13 protein-coding genes are annotated in these 18,692 nt (G+C 60.7%); 6 read left to right on the top strand and 7 right to left on the bottom strand.

Going from position 1 to position 18,692, the window contains the following annotated elements; all coding sequences use genetic code 11:
- The first annotated feature begins 190 nt into the window (after positions 1-190).
- From ABGM93_RS04600 to ABGM93_RS04585, 4 genes are all read left to right on the top strand, one after another.
- Positions 191-1,453, top strand: a complete 1,263-nt coding sequence (locus tag ABGM93_RS04600) for an HlyD family secretion protein (RefSeq protein ID WP_321503920.1) — start codon at positions 191-193, stop codon at positions 1,451-1,453.
- Between the two features lie 12 nt (positions 1,454-1,465).
- Positions 1,466-3,040, top strand: a complete 1,575-nt coding sequence (locus tag ABGM93_RS04595; protein WP_321503919.1) for a DHA2 family efflux MFS transporter permease subunit — start codon at positions 1,466-1,468, stop codon at positions 3,038-3,040.
- Between the two features lie 106 nt (positions 3,041-3,146).
- Positions 3,147-4,217, top strand: a complete 1,071-nt coding sequence (locus ABGM93_RS04590) for a serine hydrolase (RefSeq protein WP_321503918.1) — start codon at positions 3,147-3,149, stop codon at positions 4,215-4,217.
- Positions 4,218-4,287: 70 nt separating this feature from the next.
- Positions 4,288-4,848, top strand: a complete 561-nt coding sequence (locus ABGM93_RS04585; RefSeq protein ID WP_321503916.1) for a RecX family transcriptional regulator — start codon at positions 4,288-4,290, stop codon at positions 4,846-4,848.
- Between the two features lie 507 nt (positions 4,849-5,355).
- Here the strand turns inward: ABGM93_RS04585 and ABGM93_RS04580 are convergent.
- A complete protein-coding gene (locus ABGM93_RS04580; RefSeq protein ID WP_321503914.1) occupies positions 5,356-5,985 on the bottom strand; it encodes a rhomboid family intramembrane serine protease in 630 nt (209 codons plus the stop codon).
- An 837-nt stretch (positions 5,986-6,822) separates the two neighbouring features.
- Here ABGM93_RS04580 and ABGM93_RS04575 point away from each other — a divergent pair.
- Entirely contained in the window at positions 6,823-7,725 is a 903-nt protein-coding gene (locus ABGM93_RS04575; RefSeq protein WP_321503912.1) for an SLAC1 anion channel family protein, read from the top strand.
- Positions 7,726-7,898: 173 nt separating this feature from the next.
- Positions 7,899-8,747, top strand: coding sequence for a nucleoside triphosphate pyrophosphohydrolase (gene mazG / locus ABGM93_RS04570; RefSeq protein WP_321503910.1), 849 nt, complete (start codon positions 7,899-7,901; stop codon positions 8,745-8,747).
- On the opposite strand, the gene hflX is transcribed toward mazG, so the two are convergent.
- The 6 genes from hflX to ABGM93_RS04540 form a co-directional block, all read right to left on the bottom strand.
- Positions 8,744-10,084, bottom strand: a complete 1,341-nt coding sequence (hflX, locus tag ABGM93_RS04565) for a GTPase HflX (RefSeq protein WP_321503908.1) — start codon at positions 10,082-10,084, stop codon at positions 8,744-8,746. The genes mazG and hflX overlap by 4 nt on opposite strands.
- Positions 10,085-10,123: 39 nt before the next feature.
- A complete protein-coding gene (gene hfq, locus ABGM93_RS04560) occupies positions 10,124-10,381 on the bottom strand; it encodes an RNA chaperone Hfq (RefSeq protein ID WP_319773723.1) in 258 nt (85 codons plus the stop codon).
- 1,396 nt (positions 10,382-11,777) lie between these two features.
- Complete coding sequence (locus tag ABGM93_RS04555) at positions 11,778-13,247, bottom strand: potassium transporter TrkG (protein WP_321503906.1); 1,470 nt, start codon at positions 13,245-13,247, stop codon at positions 11,778-11,780.
- 18 nt (positions 13,248-13,265) lie between these two features.
- Complete coding sequence (gene trkA, locus ABGM93_RS04550; protein WP_321503904.1) at positions 13,266-14,642, bottom strand: Trk system potassium transporter TrkA; 1,377 nt, start codon at positions 14,640-14,642, stop codon at positions 13,266-13,268.
- A gap of 229 nt (positions 14,643-14,871) precedes the next feature.
- Positions 14,872-16,242 carry a sigma-54 dependent transcriptional regulator gene (locus ABGM93_RS04545; RefSeq protein WP_321336957.1) on the bottom strand — a complete coding sequence of 457 codons (1,371 nt, stop codon included), beginning with the start codon at positions 16,240-16,242 and terminating at the stop codon, positions 14,872-14,874.
- On the bottom strand, positions 16,232-18,526 hold the full coding sequence (locus ABGM93_RS04540) for a PAS domain-containing sensor histidine kinase (RefSeq protein ID WP_321503902.1): 2,295 nt from the start codon (positions 18,524-18,526) through the stop codon (positions 16,232-16,234). Before ABGM93_RS04540 ends, ABGM93_RS04545 begins: the two co-directional genes overlap by 11 nt.
- Between the last annotated feature and the right edge of the window lie 166 nt (positions 18,527-18,692).

Genomic DNA, 18,692 nt, shown 5'->3' with positions numbered 1-18,692 from the left:
GATTTCGGCTCTTGCCATCGCCGCGAAGATGCGACATATAGGCATTGACCGAACCGTTCAGTCAACTATTTTACGACCCGATCGTCGGCTTCGCGCGATTTTGCGCCAGACGTAGGTCAGCTTCTCGAATTCAAAGACCAAGGTGCAGCCCGTGGCATACCGGACCGACCGCTCATCGCAGGAAATCGTCATGGATTCCCCGATTCCCATTCGCAAGCAGGACAGTACCCCGGAGCCCGCAACGGCGAAAAGTTCCAAGGTCGACGCACTGCCGACCGGTGCCGCCGGTGCCAAGGGCGAAGCTCCGCAGCACAACGACGACGCGCCGATGCTCGAAGCCAGTGAGCCAAAGCGCGGTGGGCGTCGCACCCGCCCGCCCAAGCGGGGCAACAAGGCACGTCGCATTCTGTTGGCCATTCTGGCTCTCGGCGGCGCCTTCGGTGCCTATGAAGGCTTTACTTGGTGGACCCATGGTCGGTTCTACGAGACCACGGACGACGCCTATGTGAGTGCGGACATCACCACGATCATGTCCAAGGTCTCCGGTCACGTGGCCGCGATCGAGGTGAGCGACAACCAGACCGTCCGGGCAGGGGATGTTCTTGTCCGTCTTGATGATGGCGACTACAGGCTCGCCGTTCGTTCTGCGGAGAATGCGGTCGCGTCTGCCAAGGCAGCGGTTGTCCGGATCGAAAAGCAGATTGAAGCTGGCAAGGCGAACGTCACCCAGGCCGAAGCCTCCGTTGATTCCGCTGCCGCCAGCTATGAAAAGGCAACCACCGACCATACCCGCCAGAAGCGGCTCGTGGAGACACGCACCGCGTCACAATCCACGCTCGACACCGCCGAGGCCGCGCTCAAGCAGAGCCGGGCCAACCTGGCTTCCGCACGCGCTGCCGTGGTGCTTGCCAACGCCAATATCGATGTGTTGCGCGCCCAGCGCGAAGAGGCTCTTCAGGCTGTCGCGAGTTCTCAGACCGCGCTTGCCAAGGCCATGCGGGACCTGAGCTTCACGGTGATCCGTGCGCCGGTGGATGGTGTCGTCGGCAATCGCGCTGTCGATATTGGAACCCTTCTCCAGCCCGGCAGCCGCGTGGCGGCCATGGTCCCGCTTTCCAAAGTTTACGTGGAAGCCAATTTCAAGGAGACGCAGCTTGAGGGCATCGAACCCGGCGCCGTCGTTGACCTTGAGGTCGACGCGCTGCCCGGTGAACCGGTCCACGGCACGGTCGAGAGCATCTCGCCTGCGACCGGCTCGGTGTTCTCGCTGCTGCCGCCCGAAAACGCGACCGGCAACTTCACCAAGGTCGTTCAGCGCGTTCCGGTTCGCATCGCCGTTTCACCCGAGGAAGCTGCGCGCGGCCACCTACGGGCGGGCATGTCGGTTGAAGCCAGCGTCGATACCCGCACTGGCAACGCGCCGGGCGCGACAACGGCGGCGGCACTGCACTAGGCGTATGATCCAATGAGCAGCCAATCGCGGACCGGCGCGCCGGAAGACGAGCATATCGACGGGCGAAAGCTCTTCACCTTCATGTGCATGGTCTTCGGCATGTTCATGGCGATCCTGGATATCCAGATCGTCTCCGCTTCCCTCAGCGATATCCAGTCCGGCCTCAGTGCGTCGTCGGACGAAATTCCGTGGGTGCAGACGAGTTACCTGATCGCGGAGGTCGTCATGATCCCGTTGTCGGGCTATCTCTCGCGGATGTTGTCGACCCGCTGGATGTTCGCGATCTCAGCGGGCGGCTTCACGATCATGAGCCTCCTGTGCTCGACGGCGACGACCATCAACGAGATGATCATCTACCGCGCGCTGCAGGGTTTCATTGGCGGCGGCATGATTCCGACGGTTTTCGCGACCGCCTACCTCATTTTCCCGCGCGCGAAATTCAATATCGTCTCGCCGATCATCGGCCTCGTGGCGACGCTTGCGCCCACGATTGGCCCGACGCTCGGCGGCTACCTGACCGAATTCGCCTCCTGGCACTGGCTGTTCCTGATCAATGTGGTGCCGGGCATTCTCGTCACCATCGCGGCCATCGTGCTGATTGACTTCGACGAACCCGATCCCTCACTTCTCGAAAAGCTCGACTGGGCCGGGCTTGCAGGTCTCGCTGTCTTCCTAGGCTCGCTTGAATACGTGCTGGAGGAGGGATCCAAGGAAGACTGGTTCCAGAGCGAAATTATCCTGGTCTTCGCGATCGCTTCGGCCGTCGGCGGCTTTCTCTTCTTCTGGCGCGCCTTTACGGCCGAAGAACCGATCGTCGATCTTAGGGCCTTTTCGGATACGAATTTCGCAATGGGCAGCCTGTTCAGCTTCACCATGGGCATCGGGCTTTACGGGCTTACCTATCTCTATCCTGTCTATCTGGCCGGCATACGCGACTACAACGCGCTCCAGATCGGCGAAACCATGTTCGTGAGTGGGGCAGCCATGTTCCTGACGGCGCCGATTGCGGGCCGTCTGATGAGTGTGCTCGATCCAAGGGTGATGATGGCGCTCGGTTTTTCCGGCTTCGCGCTCGGCACCTGGATGGTCACCGGAATCACGGCGGAGTGGGACTTCTGGGAGCTGTTTATTCCGCAGATCCTGCGCGGTTGCTCGTTGATGATCTGCATGGTGCCGATCAACAACATCGCCCTCGGTCTGTTGCCGCCGGAGATGATCAAGAACGCCTCCGGCCTCTTCAATCTCACGCGGAACCTTGGCGGTGCATTTGGCCTTGCGGTCATCAACACCATGTTGAACGACCGTCAGGCGTTCCACTACGAACGGATCGCGGAAAACGTGAACTGGTCGCGCCACATGGTGAACGAGACCATGGCCGGCATGGCCCATGCCTTTGGGGCGCTTGGCCCCTCGGCGGAAAAGGCCGCACTGATCACGGTTTCAAACCTCGTGAGCCGGGATGCCTTCCTGATGTCCTTTGCGGATCTCTTCTTCGTTCTCACCCTGCTCTTTGTCGGCCTTCTGGTGGCGCTCGTCTTCGTCAAGAAACCACAGGGGCTCAGCGGGGGAGGTGGAGGAGGGCACTAATCCCGACTCCGCAAAGCGTATCGTGGAAATCGCTCCTGCGCGCGATTGAACAAACCCGTCAACCATGCAAGATGCGCCATCTTTATCCGGCTCGGGGAGCTTTCGCATGCTGGCAAGATCGACATTTCTGGCGCTGGCCACGCCATTTCTGGCTGCCTCCATGTTCACATCAGCGCATGCCCAGTCTCTGGACCAGGAATTGAAAGCCAGCTTTGAGGCAGGGGATCTGCCGGGACTTCACGGAGCGATAATCGATTTTCGGCACAAGAGGCTCGCTGAGGTCTATTTCCCCGGCGAGGACGAGCGCTGGGGCGATCCGCTTGGCGTTCGTGACCACGGGCCGGACACGCTTCATGATTTGCGCTCCGTGACCAAGTCGGTGGTCGGGCTACTTTATGGCATCGCCTTGTCCGAGGGCAAGGTCGCCAGCCCCGACGCGCCGCTCTACGCCCAGTTTCCCGAATATGCCGACCTCATGAACGAGCCGGGCCGCAACCGCATTCTGGTCCGGCATGCGCTGTCGATGCAGATGGGGCTGGAGTGGAATGAAAACCTTCCCTATAGCGACCCGCGCAACAGCGAGATCGCCATGGAGAATGCGCCGGATCGCTATCGCTATGTTCTTGAGCGTCCGATCCGCGAAGCGCCTGGTGGCAGCTGGATCTACAGTGGTGGATCGGTCGCGCTGGTGGGAAAGCTCATCGAAAAGGGCACAGGCATGAAGCTCGATGCCTATGCGGCGAAGGTGCTCTTCGAGCCGCTTGGCATTGACAGTTACGAATGGATTTCGGGCAAGGATGGCGAGCCCTCGGCGGCGTCGGGCCTGCGGCTCACCTTGCCGGAATTGGCCAAGATCGGGCAACTGGTCGCCGACGGCGGAAAGTTCGAGGAAAAGCAGATCATTCCAGCCGAATGGCTTGATGTCTCTTTCAAGCCGCGGGCCAAAGTCGATGACAGGACCCGCTACGGGTATCTCTGGTATCTGGCAGGCGGCGATGCCCGCACCATCGCGATTGCGGTCGGAAATGGTGGGCAGAGACTGACGGTTCAGCCTCAGGTCGGACTTGTCGTAGCGTCCTTTGCCGGCCGTTACAACGATCCGGGTGCCTGGCAAACCTCTCTCAAGGTGCTTCTCGACTTCGCGATCCCGCAGGCAAAACGTCTGATGGCCCAATAGGGCGCGATGTTCTTGCGTTTGGCGGCTTTCGAAACTTTGCCTCAATGCCCTGAATCGGCGAAAAGAAAGCATGAGCGCACCGACGGAAGACCCGGACGAGAAACGCCGCAGGATCTACAAGCTGCCGGATCCCGAGCGGCTGATAAGGTCCGCTGTGGCGTATCTCGACCGCTATGCCTCGTCGTCGGAAAACCTGCGGCGCGTTTTGGAGCGCAAGGTTGCCCGTGCGGCACATGCCCACCAGCGGGATCCGTCCGAATTCTCCGAAATGATCGGCCACACCGTTGAGCGCTGTGTTGCGCTCGGGCTTGTCGATGATACCGCCTATGCCGAAACGCGGGCCTATTCGCTACGCCGCAAGGGCGCGTCCCGTCGCCAGATCGAGGCGAAACTGGCGGCAAAAGGTGTTCCCAAGGCACTTATCGAACGTGTGATCGCGGCCGACACCACAGACGAGACAAGCGCGGCACGGCGTCTGGCCAAACGGCGCAGGCTCGGCCCGTGGCGCACACGCGGACAGCGCGCGGACTATAGCGAACGCGATATGGCAGCCCTGTGCCGCGCGGGCTTCAGCTACGATGTGGCACGCACCGTCATATCAAGTGAGGACGAGCCCGGCGATCCGTTCTGAACCGTCACGCTCGGTGGCAGCGCGCAAGTGGCAAGGCGCTCCCGATCATGGGACTGGTTGTCGTCGGCCCCCCCATGAACTCGGCAGCCAGCAAGTGTGCGGATCGGCTGTGATATCAACGCCTAAGGGCCGGGCCAGCCGCGGCACTCTGCGCCGATGGCCATCGAACCGGAACCGGCCAAGTCTCCCACCACAGACGCCCAGTCATAAGTTCCATAATATATCTTATGCGAATTATGGATCGGTACTGGAGATTGCGCCCCTCTGCACCAAAGGTCCCTTCGCTTCGTCCGTGCACATCAACTCTTTCGGCGACAGCGCCCTGTCTTCCGGCTGGGCGATCCTCGCCACACCCCATTTCGCATCGCCGATGCCGCTCTTTGTCACCGCAAGTCGTGTCTGTTTTCAGATTGCTGCGCTGGATGCCTGTCGTGCAAAGCGCCATGCGACAGCTGCGGACGGTTTGGCGTCGCCGACGATACGACTGACGCCTGCCGAAACACCAGATCAAGCCTTGCCAATTGTTGGGGCACCATCCCGTGAGCGCGCACGGTGGTGAAACAACAAGCCCAATAAACCTCCCAGGCAGAGCGCCACCGCATGCCCTGGCTTGGGATAACCTGCGGTCATGAAGTCAAGTGCCAGTCCAGGGATTAAGGCGAATGCCACCAGGACACCCCCGCGCATCCGCTCAACTTCACGATAAAAGATCAAAACGAGAGCAGTTGTCGCCAACGCAAAGACAGCTTGCGATGCGCCGGTTCCCACATTCCAGGGAGCCTCTACTCCAATCGGGCTGACATATGTTGCCAGTCCTCCCGCAAACAGCCAAATGACGAGGACGCGGGCTGGACCTATCTTTTTCTCAACGAGACTTCCGACAAGCAAAAGACAAACTGCATTATATAGCATATGTCCTTGTTTCACATGAACAAGTTGGGCTGTAATCAAGCGCCATAGTTCAAGATTTCTTATGTCAGCAAAAGTCGTTCCACCGTAGTCCCTGAGTGCAGCAACGCGGACCGTGCCAAACGGGTTCCCATTTGCGTCATATGCAACCAAGGCTGAGGCAATGATGGTCGCGATGGCAAGAATGGCGGATACAGACTTGATTGAAGGCGCAAGTTTCGGGTGCATTTGAATATCCAGCACTTCTCTTTTGAAGGAGTCGGGATCTTAGATGTAATTATGTTTATTCTTGGGAGCATCGGTGGGATTAGCCTAGAATAATGGTCCGCTCTTCTGCTTTAGTTTTCTGACCTCTAGACGTTTCCCTGTATGGATATGGCTGGCGTAGTGGGATGCGATTGCGAACCGAAAAAGCGGTCGCTCGGGATGAAAGCGGCTCAATAAGGCCAGCCATTGATCCAATGTGGCTGGCACATCCCCACGCGGGATTGAGGAGCTCCGGCTGGTGCGTCACGCGCTCATGTGAGCGACGGGCTGTCAAAGCGGTCCTGGGCCGTCTCGATTTCCGCTTTGTGCTGCCCTCTCCCGTCCCCACTTGTGCCCGGCCGGTCCGGTTGGGGGCTCGCGGTTGGAACCAACGTCGCATTTCTATCGCGCCAGACCCATCGTATGTCTGCAAGGACACCGGCGCTCCGGCCTCGATGCCGGCGCACTGCCTTCGGTGTGGACTGCCAACATCGGCTGAGCCTTTTTTGGCGGCCGTGTCGCGAAAGGCGTTGCGCCAACCCAGACCCTGCTGATTGCGCCCTTGCTCTGTGCCTATGACGATGGGGCGTCAGCAGTGAGGATGCCGGAATGCCGAGCGTGTTTGTTGCTTCCAATTGGAAGCTCGGAGTGACGATCCTCATTGTCTTGCTCAAAGCGGAGCTATATTCCCAAATTCAGAGATATTCACTAATTGCCATATGAGGGCTTTTCTAGATGACGGCTACTTCCCCGGATGCGGATGCAAACGAGCCCCGGCTCAAACATTTCCCAGTCAGCTTTTTCGCTGTGATCATGGGGATGGCAGGTCTGACGCTCGCCACCCAGCGCCTGCAGCATACGCTGGGCAGTCACGCGCTCTTTCCCCTCGCCCTTCTTGCCATCACCATTGTCTGCTTCATAGCCGTCGCCACGCTTTATGCCATCAAGGCAATGCGTCATCCCACAGACATCGCCTGGGAATGGAACCATCCGGTTCGCATCAGCTTCTTCCCCACCATATCCGTCAGCCTCGTGCTCATAGGCACGGCAATGGCAAAAGCTGCGCCTGGGGGCATGGCGATGACGATCTGGGGCATCGGGGCCCTGCTTCATCTGGTGGGCACGCTGGCGGTTGTCTCCGCCTGGATTGGCCATCGCCCCTTCGAGGCACTGCACATCAATCCGGCCTGGTTCATTCCCGCCGTCGGCAACATAATTGTCCCGATTGCCGGGGCCGAGTTCGGTTTCATCGAAATTTCGTGGTTTTTCTTCTCCGTCGGGCTCGTCTTCTGGGTCGTGCTGCTCACGCTGGTCTTCAACCGGCTGATCTTCCACAACCCGCTGCCGGACAAACTCATGCCGACGCTGGTTATCCTGATTGCGCCGCCCGCGGTCGGGCTCATCGCCTATGAGCAGCTGACGGGCGAGCTCGATGTCTTCGCCCGCATTCTCTACAACGCCGCCATCCTGTTCTTCCTGATCATTGCAGCACAGGCCACCAAGTTGCGCCGCCTTCCCTTCGCCCTGTCGTGGTGGGCCTATTCGTTCCCCATCGCCGCCTTCACGATCGCCACATTCATCTTCGCGGAAAAGAGCGGATCCGCGCTCCATCAAAAGGCGGGCATCGCCCTCTATGCGCTGCTTTGCGCCGTGATCCTGCTTCTGATCTGGAAAACGCTCACAGCGATACGAAACGGGGCGGTCTGCGTTCCCGAGGGCTGACAGGCGCGAACAGATCCAGTCTTCCTGCCAACCTCCAGTCACCTAAAGGTCTTTTGAAACTGGGAGAGGCTAATGCCTCGTGCCTGCGGGTGAGCTTTGATACGATCCACGGATTCGCAACGCAGCCTTGCAGCCTTGGGGCCGCGTTGCCGACCATTTCCGGAAGAACCATCATGCAGCCGTCCCGCGATATTTCCCGCCTGATCGAGATCATGGCCGCCCTGCGGCAACCCGAGACCGGGTGTCCCTGGGACGTGGAGCAGACCTTCGAGACAATCGCCCCCTACACGATCGAGGAAGCCTATGAGGTCTCCGACGCGATCCATCGCGGCGATCCGGTCGATCTGTGCGAGGAACTGGGCGATCTGTTGCTGCAGGTCGTCTATCACGCCCGCATGGCCGAGGAAGACGGAACATTCGCGTTTCCCGACGTGGTCGAGGCGGTGACCACCAAGATGATCCGACGCCATCCGCATGTCTTTGGCAACGAGGAAGCGCGCAACGCCGGAATGGTCAAAGGCCTGTGGGAGCGGATCAAGTCGGAGGAAAAGCGCGAACGCGCCGAACGCCGTGCCGCTGCTGGCCTTCAGGACAAGGCCCCAGGCCTGCTGGACGGCGTGGCGCGCGCCTTGCCCGCACTCATGGAAGCCGAGAAGCTTCAAAAACAGGCGTCAAAGGTCGGATTCGACTGGGGAAAGCCCGGTCCGGTCATCGCCAAGATCCGTGAGGAGCTGGACGAGCTTGAAGCGGAGATCGCGGCCTCTGAAGGCGATGCCACGCCTGAGATGGAAGATGAGCTGGGGGATGTGCTGTTTGCCGTTGCCAATCTCGCCCGCCACCTGAAACTGGAGCCGGAAAAAGCTCTTGCCGGCACCAATCGCAAGTTCCGCCGCCGCTTCGCAGCCATTGAGGACGCCGCTCTCGATCAGGGCCGAGATCTGAACGACATGACGCTCGACGAGATGGAGGCGGAATGGCAGGCCGCGAAACGGCGTGAAGGGAAGGCGCGCGAACAGGTCTAGCGCGCGCCCTCTATCTGTCCTGCAAACCGGGCTCGGAAGGCATCAAGCGCCTTTTCGGGAACCCGCACACGCAAGTCCATACCGGCTTCGCTATCTTCGCGGGCAAGAACCTCCGTGGCGCGGTAGAGCCATGCCAGCCCCTCCCCGTCATCGGCACTCAGGTGGACTTCCATCACCTCGCGCTCTGCCGTCAGAATGGCCTCCACACGGCCAAGCAGAGCCTCAACCCCCTCGCCCGTCAGCGCGGAAACGGCAATCGCCTCGCCACTTTCCTGCGTACGGGCAACAAGCCCAGCACGGTTGTCCGGCTCAAGCCTGTCTATCTTGTTCCAGACCTCGACAATCCGCACCCCATCCTTCGGATTGACGCCCAGCTGCTCCAGCGTCTCTTCCACGTCTTCCGCCTGCGCGCTCGTGTCGGCATGGCTGATATCGCGCACATGGAGGATGAGATCGGCTTCCAGAACCTCTTCCAGCGTCGCCCGGAAGGCGGCCACGAGATGTGTCGGCAGATCGGAAATGAACCCCACCGTATCCGACATCATCACTTCCAGCCCGTGCGGCAACGTGATCTTGCGCAAGGTCGGATCCAGCGTGGCGAAAAGCAGGTTTTCCGCCATCACCTTCGCGTTGGTCAGCCGATTGAACAGAGTCGATTTGCCGGCGTTGGTATAGCCGACAAGCGCCACGATGGGATGCGGGATCTTGCGGCGCTGGGCGCGGTGAAGCGTACGGGTGCGGCGCACCTGCTCCAGCTCCTTCTCAAGCCGTGTAATCCGCTCCTGAATGATCCGGCGGTCGGCTTCGATCTGGGTTTCGCCCGGCCCGCCAATGAAGCCCAGCGAACCGCGCTGGCGTTCAAGGTGTGTCCAAGAGCGCACGAGGCGCGACTTCTGCCACGTCAGATGAGCCAGCTCCACCTGAAGCCGACCTTCCTTCGTGCGCGCCCGCTCTCCGAAGATTTCCAGAATAAGCCCGGTCCGGTCGAGAACCTTCGCGTTCCACGCCCGTTCCAGGTTGCGTTGCTGGATGGGGGTGAGCATATGGTCCACGACCACCAGCTCCACCTCTTCCGCCTTCACAAGCGCGCCTAGTTCTTCAACCTTACCGGTGCCGAACAAGGTCGCAGGTCGCCTGTCATTCAGGCGGACCACGCTTGAGTGCTTGATATCGAGTGCAATGGCGGCGGCGAGCCCCACCGCCTCTTCCAGGCGCGCTTCCGGGGTCCTGCGCGGGGCTGAGCCCTGTGCCGCCCTGCGCCCCGATATAATAGGGACGATTACAAGTGCCGGCGCGCCATGGGTCACGCCGTCTTCCGGTCCGGTAGCCTCAGCCACCTCCGGCTTGTCAATCTGCCGCCAGTCGACGGGTTCCAATTAGTCCTGAGCCTTTTCCGTATCTTCGTCAGTGGGATCGAACAGCTGTACAGGCTGGTTCGGCATCACCGTAGAGATAGCATGCTTGTAGACGAGCTGTGAATGGCCGTCACGACGCAACAACACGCAGAAATTGTCGAACCAGGTCACGACGCCCTGGAGCTTCACACCGTTGACGAGGAAGATCGTAAGAGGCGTCTTGCCCTTGCGGACATGGTTCAGAAACGTATCCTGAAGATTCTGAGCGCGGTCTGCCATAATTGTTTTTTTCCTGTTCTGCGCGGACGCGGCTCCGGCGTCCTAGTCTTGATACACGGTTCTTTTGTGGCCACTGCCGGCCGTGTGCCGGGCACGTGCGCCTTGGTCCCACAGATTCAGACAAGCACAAGCGATGCCAATTGCTTCGCAAGCTTTCATCCACCTGCCCATCGCGGAGAAAAACCGAGAGCGGCTCGGATCAGGGCCCCATTCGCCCCCAATTCCGCCGACATTGCCCCCTTCGTTCTCCACGTCCCCTCTGCCGACAGCATCAACAGCCAATCCGGCACACGCGGCGGTGCCTCAAAATTGACCTTTGACGCCAGTGTCATCGGCATTTCGTCCCAGTCGGTTCCGAAAAACGACCGCGGGGAAAACCCGCCGCGATCCTGTCCCTGCCCCGAAAGGTGACCTTCCATTCCGGCCGGATTGCCGCCGATTGTCTGTCAGGCGCCTCCCGTCCGTTCACGCCTTCCCGCTCCACAGACCGCACGGGTTCCATCCCGTGCGGAGCCTGCCTCCGAGAGGACATGTCACACGATGCCGAAGCGGTTACCTCCCAACCGGACCGGCCCGCAAGCAAGATGCGAATGACGACGATGTCGCACCTCGCATCCGTTTCTTCCAACCTCTGGCTTGTTCAACCCGCAAGGCTTGCTAGCCGCTACGCCCCAAAGCACCCGGCCATGACCTTGCAGATTGGCTGTCCCGATCCTGCTCCGATTGTTCAACACCGGATCCAGGGTCTTGGTTCCTGTCCACCGGATGGGCTTCCATCGCCCATCCATCGTTTCGGGCCTCTGAATACCTGCTTCCGCCCGTTTTCATCAAGCTTTCCGGACACCCGATCCGCAAGCTCGACGGGCCAAGCACGAGACTGCCTTTTCGGACAGGCCCGTTCACCGTTGCTCCCCCCAACGACGCCAGCCCAACGGGCATCTGGCATTTCGCCCTCGTTCAGATATTGCTTGCCGTCGGGTTCGCCCCAGTCCTTCGAATCCCGTAAGCCTTGCCCATTTCAACGCTGTCCGGCACACCTTTCTATAACCCAAAAGGCTATAGCGGAACCATGGGAACCGGCGTGCCCCAAAGATCAATCGTCTTCCTCGGCCAACGCCATCGCCTCAGGACGTCCTGACCGCCGACAGTGATGACCAATACAAATCAAGGGCAGAACAATTGATTTCGCCCGAGTTTGCAGAATACCCAATGGATGGCGTGCGCGTCCCTCGTAACCGTCGGCTCCAAACGCTCGAAAAATGGCCCAAAAAGCCGCGCCTGTCACCCGTCAGCTACAGACCAAAGCGTATTGTGCGTAAAGACTGTGACAAAAATAGCATGGCCGCGGAGGTTGTGTACGAAAACGTACATATAACTCAAGCGTCCCTGCGGCTGTTTAGCGCCGGAACCAGTAGGTTCTGTTGAGCGCCCCAAACAATGCGAGCACCTCGATGCGACCCAGAATCATCAAGGCGCACAGGATCAGCTTCGTGTGGGAGTTAAAGGCAGAGAATTCCGGCCAGGCCGGCGCATCGATCGGAAGCCAGGCGCTCGTATAGAGCGTGCCGATATTCGAAAAGCTGCCGATGGCGGCAATCAAGGCGCCTTCGTAGTCCATGTTCTCCAGCGCCAGCGCCAGAGACCCCATGGCCACCGTGAAAATCGCGGCAACAAAGAAGCTCCAGATCGCCTTCATGAGCTGGATATCATAGGTCTGCGATCCGAATTGCGAGGACCGGATCGCGTGTGGGTAGACCAGCCGCCCGAGCTCGCGATAAGCCTGCACGGCCATGCCGCCAAGGCGGTAGTGCTTGAGCCCACCAGCGGTCGAGAATGTGCCGCCACCGACAAGCGCGATGAAGAGCACAAGGGTGAGCGGCAACACTGTGAAGCCCCCGTTGCGCACCTCAAAGCCGGTCGTGCTGACGAGAGAAATCGCTGTAAAGAGCCCTTCACGCAGCGCCTGGAACGGCCCCAGAACGGTACTGGATCCGGCGGCCCGGAACAGCACAGCCGCATAGACCAGTCCCAGCACCGCCGCCAGAATGATCACCGAATAGCTTTCACGGTGTTGTTTCAGGACCTGTACCCGCCCGACGAGCAGCATCCGCTGCCACAGAATGCTGGTGGCTCCGGCGAGCATGAAGACCATCAAGACCATTTCTGCCATCGGATTGGCGAAAGAAGAGATCTCGCCATCGATGGGAACGAAGCCACCCGTCGAAACGGTTGAGAAGGCGAGGCATACCGCATGGATGGGCGCGATGCCGGAAACGAGCAGCGCAATGATGCAGGCCAGCGTGACGCCGACGTAAAAGCCCGCAATATCGAGCGCAGCTGACAGCACACGCTTGCGATCCTGGTGTCCCTCTGTTCCGATCAGGCGGATATAGCGATCCGGCAATCCGCCGATCCCCGCAGGAGCCGAAATCAGGGTGATGCCCAGCAGGGTCAGCAATCCGCCAAGCCACTGCAGCTCCGCCCGCCATACGACCAGAGCCAGCGGCAATCGCTCAAGCGAGCCGATGGCGGTAGCTCCCGTCGTGGTGAAGCCGGAAACGGACTCAAAGATCGCTGTCCAGGGGTTGATGCCCGCAATCGTCATGAAAGGCAGCGCGCCGACGAGCGGCAGCACCACCCATGCGCTCACGAGCAAGACGTAGGATTGCACCCGGTTGAAGCGGCGCATGTTCCCGCCCAGGGCGAGAAACGTCGAGCCCGCAACGAACGCCACCAGCGCGGCGATCATGGCAAAATTCAACCCGACCGGCAGATCTCCCCCCGCGACCGCCACGGCAGCCGGGAACAACATGGTCCCCGAGAAGACCAGAAGCAGGATGGAGAGGAAATAGAATGTGCCGGTCATGGTGTCTCGCCGGCTGCCTCAGAAGAATTCGAGGCTGACGCGGAACATCTGTTCCACCTGCCGCACACGATCCGCCGTGGCGAAGATCACGACCCGGTCATTCGCCTCGATCTGGGTGCGCCCGTTCGGCGTGATCACCGTGTTGTCGCGAAAGATCGCGCCGACGCGAATGCCATCGGGAAGATCGACCGCAGACAGAGGGCGTCCGACGAGCGGAGAGGTTTCCAGCGCCTCCGCCTCGATGACTTCCGCCTGCCCGTTCTGCAACGAATGCACGCCCCGGATACGTCCGCGTCGCACATGTTGCAGGATCTTGGAGATCGTCACCGCGCGCGGGTTGATATAGGCGTCGATGCCCAGAGCATGGGCAAAGGCCGGATAGCCCGCATTGTTCAAAAGGCTCAGATTGCGGCGACAGCCGAGCTTCTTGGCCATGACGCAGGACAGGATGTTGACCTCGTCGTCATTGGTCAGGGCCACCATCGTGTCGGCTTCGCCGATATCGGCCTCGCGCAGGATTTCCTGATCGAGCGCGCTGCCATGCAGGATCACCGTGCGCTTCAGATCATCGGCGATCTGGATGGCACGGTCCCGCGAGCCTTCCACGATCTTGATCTTTGCCCGCGCCTGCCGCTTTTCCAGATTGCGCGCCACATAGAGCCCGATATTGCCACCGCCTGCGATCACGACCCGGTTTGCCTCCGGCTCCTCGTGGCCGAAAATGGCGAGCGTCCGGCGCACATGCTCGCGCTTGGCGACCACATAAACCAGATCGCCTTCCAGCATGCTGTCGGAACTCTTGGGCGCGAACAGGTGATTGCCGCGCATGATGCCCGTCACCACGGCGCCCAGATCGGAGAACAGCTCGGTGAGCTGGCGAAGCGGCGTGTCGACGACCGGGCAATCCTCTCCACACAGGATGCCGACCACGACAACGTGATCGTCTGCAAAACGGATGGTTTCCACCGCCCCCGGCAATGCCATCCGCCGCAACACCATTTCGCCCACCTCGATTTCCGGCGAGATGATCACGTCGATGGGCATGTTGTCCCGCGTGAACAGATCGCGCCAATGGGTGTGCAGGTAGCTTTGGGCGCGGATGCGGGCGACCTTGGTGGGAACGTTGAAGAGCGAATGTGCCACCTGACAGGCGACCATGTTCACTTCGTCGTAGAGCGTCACGCCGATCAGCATGTCCGCCTGATCGGCCCCGGCCAGTGCCAAGGTGTCGGGGTGAGACCCGTGACCGACAAAGCCGCGCACATCCAGCGTATCGCGGATCGCGTTGATCAACTTTGGCGAGGAATCGATGACCGATACGTCGTTTTGTTCGGCAGCCAGTTTTTCGGCGATGCCATAGCCGACCTGGCCGGCTCCACAGATCACCACTTTCATCGCGCGCTCCTGATCTTGCGCGCACGCCCCTCAAGCCGCGCACGCTGACCTGATCCGGTACCACGACTGTGACCGATTGCAAGGCCAAGCTGACAGCAAACGTCGCAATCCCCGGAAGAACGGACAAGGGTAACCCCCTGTCATCCCCACCGGAAACACCCCTGTCAGAGGGATTCCACGCCTCTGAATCGGGATGAATCGCGCCGCCTTTTCAACGACATCGCGCCGATCAGGAAACGCCCAGTGACTTCAGCTTGCGATGGAGTGCCGAGCGCTCCATGCCGACAAATTCCGCCGTGCGCGAAATATTACCGCCGAAACGCTTGATCTGGGCAGTCAGATAATCGCGCTCGAACATCTCTCGCGCCTCGCGAAGCGGCATGGCCATGAGGTGTTCGCCGCCATTGTTGGACGCCATCGGAGGCAGGGTGGACCCCACCTCGGCCGGCAGCATGTCGGCGGTGATTTCCGTGTCGCTGTCCCCGCGGGTCAGGATCATCAGCCGCTCCACATTGTTGCGCAGCTGGCGGATATTGCCCGGCCAGTCATGGGTCTGGAGCACCGCCATGGCGTCCGCAGCGATCGCGCGCACGGGCAGACCGGAGCTGGCGGAAATCTGATCCATGAAGAAGGCGACAAGCTCCGGAATGTCCTCGCGGCGTTCCGCGAGCCCCGGCACACGCAACGGCACCACGCCGAGGCGATGGAACAAATCCTCGCGAAAGCGGCCTTCTGCAATCTCGTGCTCCAGATCGCGCGAGGAGGAGGAAATGATGCGGATATCCACCTGAACGCGTGTTGCGCCATTGAGGCGGGTAAACGTCTGGTCGACCAGCACACGCAGGATCTTGCTCTGGGTCTCGCGTGGCATATCCGCCACCGCATCCAGATAGAGTGTGCCGCCATGCGCCTCCTCAAGCGCGCCCACCTTGCGCGGACGCCCTTCCCCATCCGGTTCCACGCCGAACAGCTCTTCTTCCATGCGATCTGGCGTGATCGCAGCCGCGTTGATGACCACAAACGGCCCGTTGCCGCGGCTCGACATGCGGTGGATCGTGCGCGCCGCCAGTTCCTTGCCCGCTCCGGAAGGACCGGAGATCAGAATGCGGCTGTTGGTCGGTGCAACCCGTTCGATGGTCTGGCGCAAATGGTGGATCGCGGAAGACGTGCCGATCAGCTCCTCTGCGCCACCGGAGCGCTGGCGCAGTTCGGCAACTTCCTTGCGCAGCTTGGAGGCCTCCAGCGCGCGTTCGGTGATGAGAACCAGCCGGTCGGCCTTGAACGGCTTCTCGATATAGTCGTAGGCGCCGCGACGGATGGCGGACACGGCGGTCTCCACATTGCCGTGACCGGAAATGATCACGACCTGGAGATCCGGGTGCTGTTCCTTGATCTGGTCGAGCAACGCCAGTCCGTCGAGACGGCTGCCCTGGAGCCAGATATCCAGAATGACCAGCGATGGCCTGCGTTCCTCGATGGCGGCAAGGGCGCTGTCGCTGTCCCCCGCGGTTCGGGTCTGATACCCCTCATCATCGAGAATGCCCGCAATCAGGTCGCGAATGTCAGCTTCGTCATCAACGATCAGAATGTCAGACGCCATTTGAGTGCACCGCTTGTGTTTCCAGATTGTTTGAATCGTGTTCCAGCGCGGCCTGCTCGCCGGACAAGGGCGCATCCCCGGCCGCGATCGTCAGACGCACCAGCGCCCCATGGCCGCCCTCTGCGACCTGCGGCGCATCCATCAGCTCGATGCCTCCGCCGTGGTCTTCCATGATCTTGCGAACGATGGCGAGGCCGAGGCCGGTGCCCTTTTCGCGTGTGGTCATGTAGGGCTCCAGCAGGCGCTGCCGGTTTTCCACCGGCAGGCCTATGCCGTTATCCGCGACATCGATCACGAGCCGGTCCCCCTCTTCATGAAGGGAAACGGTGATGTGGCCCTTTTCTTCGCCACTCTCCACTTCAGGCGCCGCGAGCACCGCTTCGGCGGCGTTCTTGATCACATTGATCATCGCCTGACCGATCAGCCGGTGGTCGAAATAGGCATTCACCGCGTGATCCGGCATCCGGCTTTCGATGTTCACGTCAGGGTGGCCGACCGACTGCAGGAAAACCGCCTCGCGCACAGCTGAGACGAGATCCTGATATTCCTTTGTCGGCTTGGGCATACGGGCGAAGGACGAGAACTCGTCGACCATCCGTCCGATCTCGCCCACCTGCCGCACGATGGTGTCGACGCACTGGTCGAAGACCTCGCGATCCGTCTCGATGCGTTTTCCATAGCGACGACGGATACGTTCGGCGGAAAGCTGGATGGGGGTGAGCGGGTTCTTGATTTCATGGGCGATGCGACGCGCCACATCCGCCCATGCGGATGTGCGCTGGGCCGTCACCAGGTCCGTGATGTCGTCCAGCGTCACCACATAGCCATGCTCGCTTTGCGAGGACTGTTCCGTCGTCACGCGAACATTGACGATCCGCTCCTGCCCGCCCCGCATCAGCATCATCTGGCCGGACACCGTCCGTCCATAGGCATGGTTCAAGGCAGGATCGACGATTTCCCCGATTTCCGGCACGGCTTCGGCCAGATCGCGCCCGAGCAGGCTTTCATCGTTCGCTTCAAGAAGCATCGTCGCGGAACGGTTGACGAGCGTGATGCGCCGACTCTCGTCAATGCCGATGACGCCAGCCGTCACGCCAGCGAGCACCGCTTCGGTGAACCGGCGGCGCTGGTCGATCTGGTCGTTGGCAGAAAGGAGCGCCTCGCGTTGGCTGCGCAATTGCGCGGTCATGATGTTGAAGGTCGCGCCGAGATTGGCAAGATCGCCTTCGCGCCGGTCGATTGGCACCTGCACATAGAGGTTTCCTTCGGAGACCTGTCCCGCCGCCGCGATCAGCCGCCGGATTGGCGAGACCATCGTGTTGGCAAAGCCGAAACCGAACCAGATCGCGGACAGGAGCAACACCAGCGCCACACCGATATAGACGAGCGCGAACGCGATCTGGACCCCGAAGCGACTGTTGTCGAGCGCGTTGTATTCCTGCGCACCTTCCTGCGACATGCGCAGATAGTCGACAACCCGCGGGTCCATGGACCGCGTCACATAGAGATAGATCCCGTCATAGGCGGTGAGCCTCATCACGCCGCCAACCTGGCTGGAGACACCCGGCGCGATCAGAACCGGCTGACCTGCGTCAGCCTGCTTGAATGCGCTCAAGGGCGGCATCAGCACCTGGGCCTTTGAGTCCACGACGGTTCGGGTAACGATGGAACCATCTGCCTTGAGAAGGAACGCCGCCGGAATGCCGCGCAGCGAGGCTTGCGCCTCAAAGAAACTGTCAAAGCGCGTCGGCTCGAAATCATAGACCGATTTCGCCCGGTCCACGTCATTCGCCATGGCGATGAGATCGGCGCGCAATACCCTCGCGTGTTCCTGAAGGTAGGCGCGGGCAACCGTCAGAGCGTTGTCGATGATCGATCGTGTGCGAACCTCAAACCAGCGGTCCAGGCCTCGGTCGAGCGTGAAGGTGGCGACAACGGCCACAAGGATGGCCGGAATAACCGCGATAAAGGAAAACAGGCCGACGATGCGGCCTTGAAGCCGGGCCGCCGCCCTGCCCCGCCGACGCGCGGTCCACAGCCCATAGATTTCCCAGGCGATCGCCGCCACAAGACCCGAGACGAGCACCCCGTTGGTGAGAAGCGCGATCGTCACCACTTTGCCCGTCGGGCGCAGCGGGGTCAGCCCGGTCAGCACGGCGAAGGTGACGCCAATCGAGATCAGCGACAGGACCATGAAGACGAGGCCATAGGACCGGATCATCCGGTTGCCGTGCGCCTGTTTGCGCTGAGCCGTGTCTGTTGCCAGGTCTTCGGAAGCCGTCATGGAATGCCTTCGGTCTACCGTTTGCATGCACGCTGAACGCGCAATGAACTCGCGTAACGGATATCACACACTGTAGCCAAAATGCGACATAGCAAAGGCTTGAGAAAAAATAAGCTCTCAAAACACAGCATAAACCGGATGGGACTGGAAAAAGTGCCCGTGCGCG

The sequence above is a fragment of the Breoghania sp. genome, from assembly GCF_963674635.1.
Taxonomy (GTDB): Bacteria; Pseudomonadota; Alphaproteobacteria; order Rhizobiales; family Stappiaceae; genus Breoghania.
Note: the sequence above shows the minus strand (reverse complement) of the source record. Positions and strands in the feature narration are given on the sequence as shown.

Coding starts and splice junctions, on each gene's coding strand:
- ABGM93_RS04585 (WP_321503916.1), top strand. CDS start 4,288: ATGAGCGCACCGACGGAAGACCCGGACGAGAAACGCCGCAGGATCTAC.
- ABGM93_RS04540 (WP_321503902.1), bottom strand. CDS start 18,526: ATGACGGCTTCCGAAGACCTGGCAACAGACACGGCTCAGCGCAAACAG.
- ABGM93_RS04555 (WP_321503906.1), bottom strand. CDS start 13,247: ATGACCGGCACATTCTATTTCCTCTCCATCCTGCTTCTGGTCTTCTCG.
- mazG (WP_321503910.1), top strand. CDS start 7,899: ATGCAGCCGTCCCGCGATATTTCCCGCCTGATCGAGATCATGGCCGCC.
- ABGM93_RS04600 (WP_321503920.1), top strand. CDS start 191: ATGGATTCCCCGATTCCCATTCGCAAGCAGGACAGTACCCCGGAGCCC.
- ABGM93_RS04580 (WP_321503914.1), bottom strand. CDS start 5,985: ATGCACCCGAAACTTGCGCCTTCAATCAAGTCTGTATCCGCCATTCTT.
- trkA (WP_321503904.1), bottom strand. CDS start 14,642: ATGAAAGTGGTGATCTGTGGAGCCGGCCAGGTCGGCTATGGCATCGCC.
- hfq (WP_319773723.1), bottom strand. CDS start 10,381: ATGGCAGACCGCGCTCAGAATCTTCAGGATACGTTTCTGAACCATGTC.
- ABGM93_RS04545 (WP_321336957.1), bottom strand. CDS start 16,242: ATGGCGTCTGACATTCTGATCGTTGATGACGAAGCTGACATTCGCGAC.
- ABGM93_RS04575 (WP_321503912.1), top strand. CDS start 6,823: ATGGCAGGTCTGACGCTCGCCACCCAGCGCCTGCAGCATACGCTGGGC.
- ABGM93_RS04595 (WP_321503919.1), top strand. CDS start 1,466: ATGAGCAGCCAATCGCGGACCGGCGCGCCGGAAGACGAGCATATCGAC.
- ABGM93_RS04590 (WP_321503918.1), top strand. CDS start 3,147: ATGCTGGCAAGATCGACATTTCTGGCGCTGGCCACGCCATTTCTGGCT.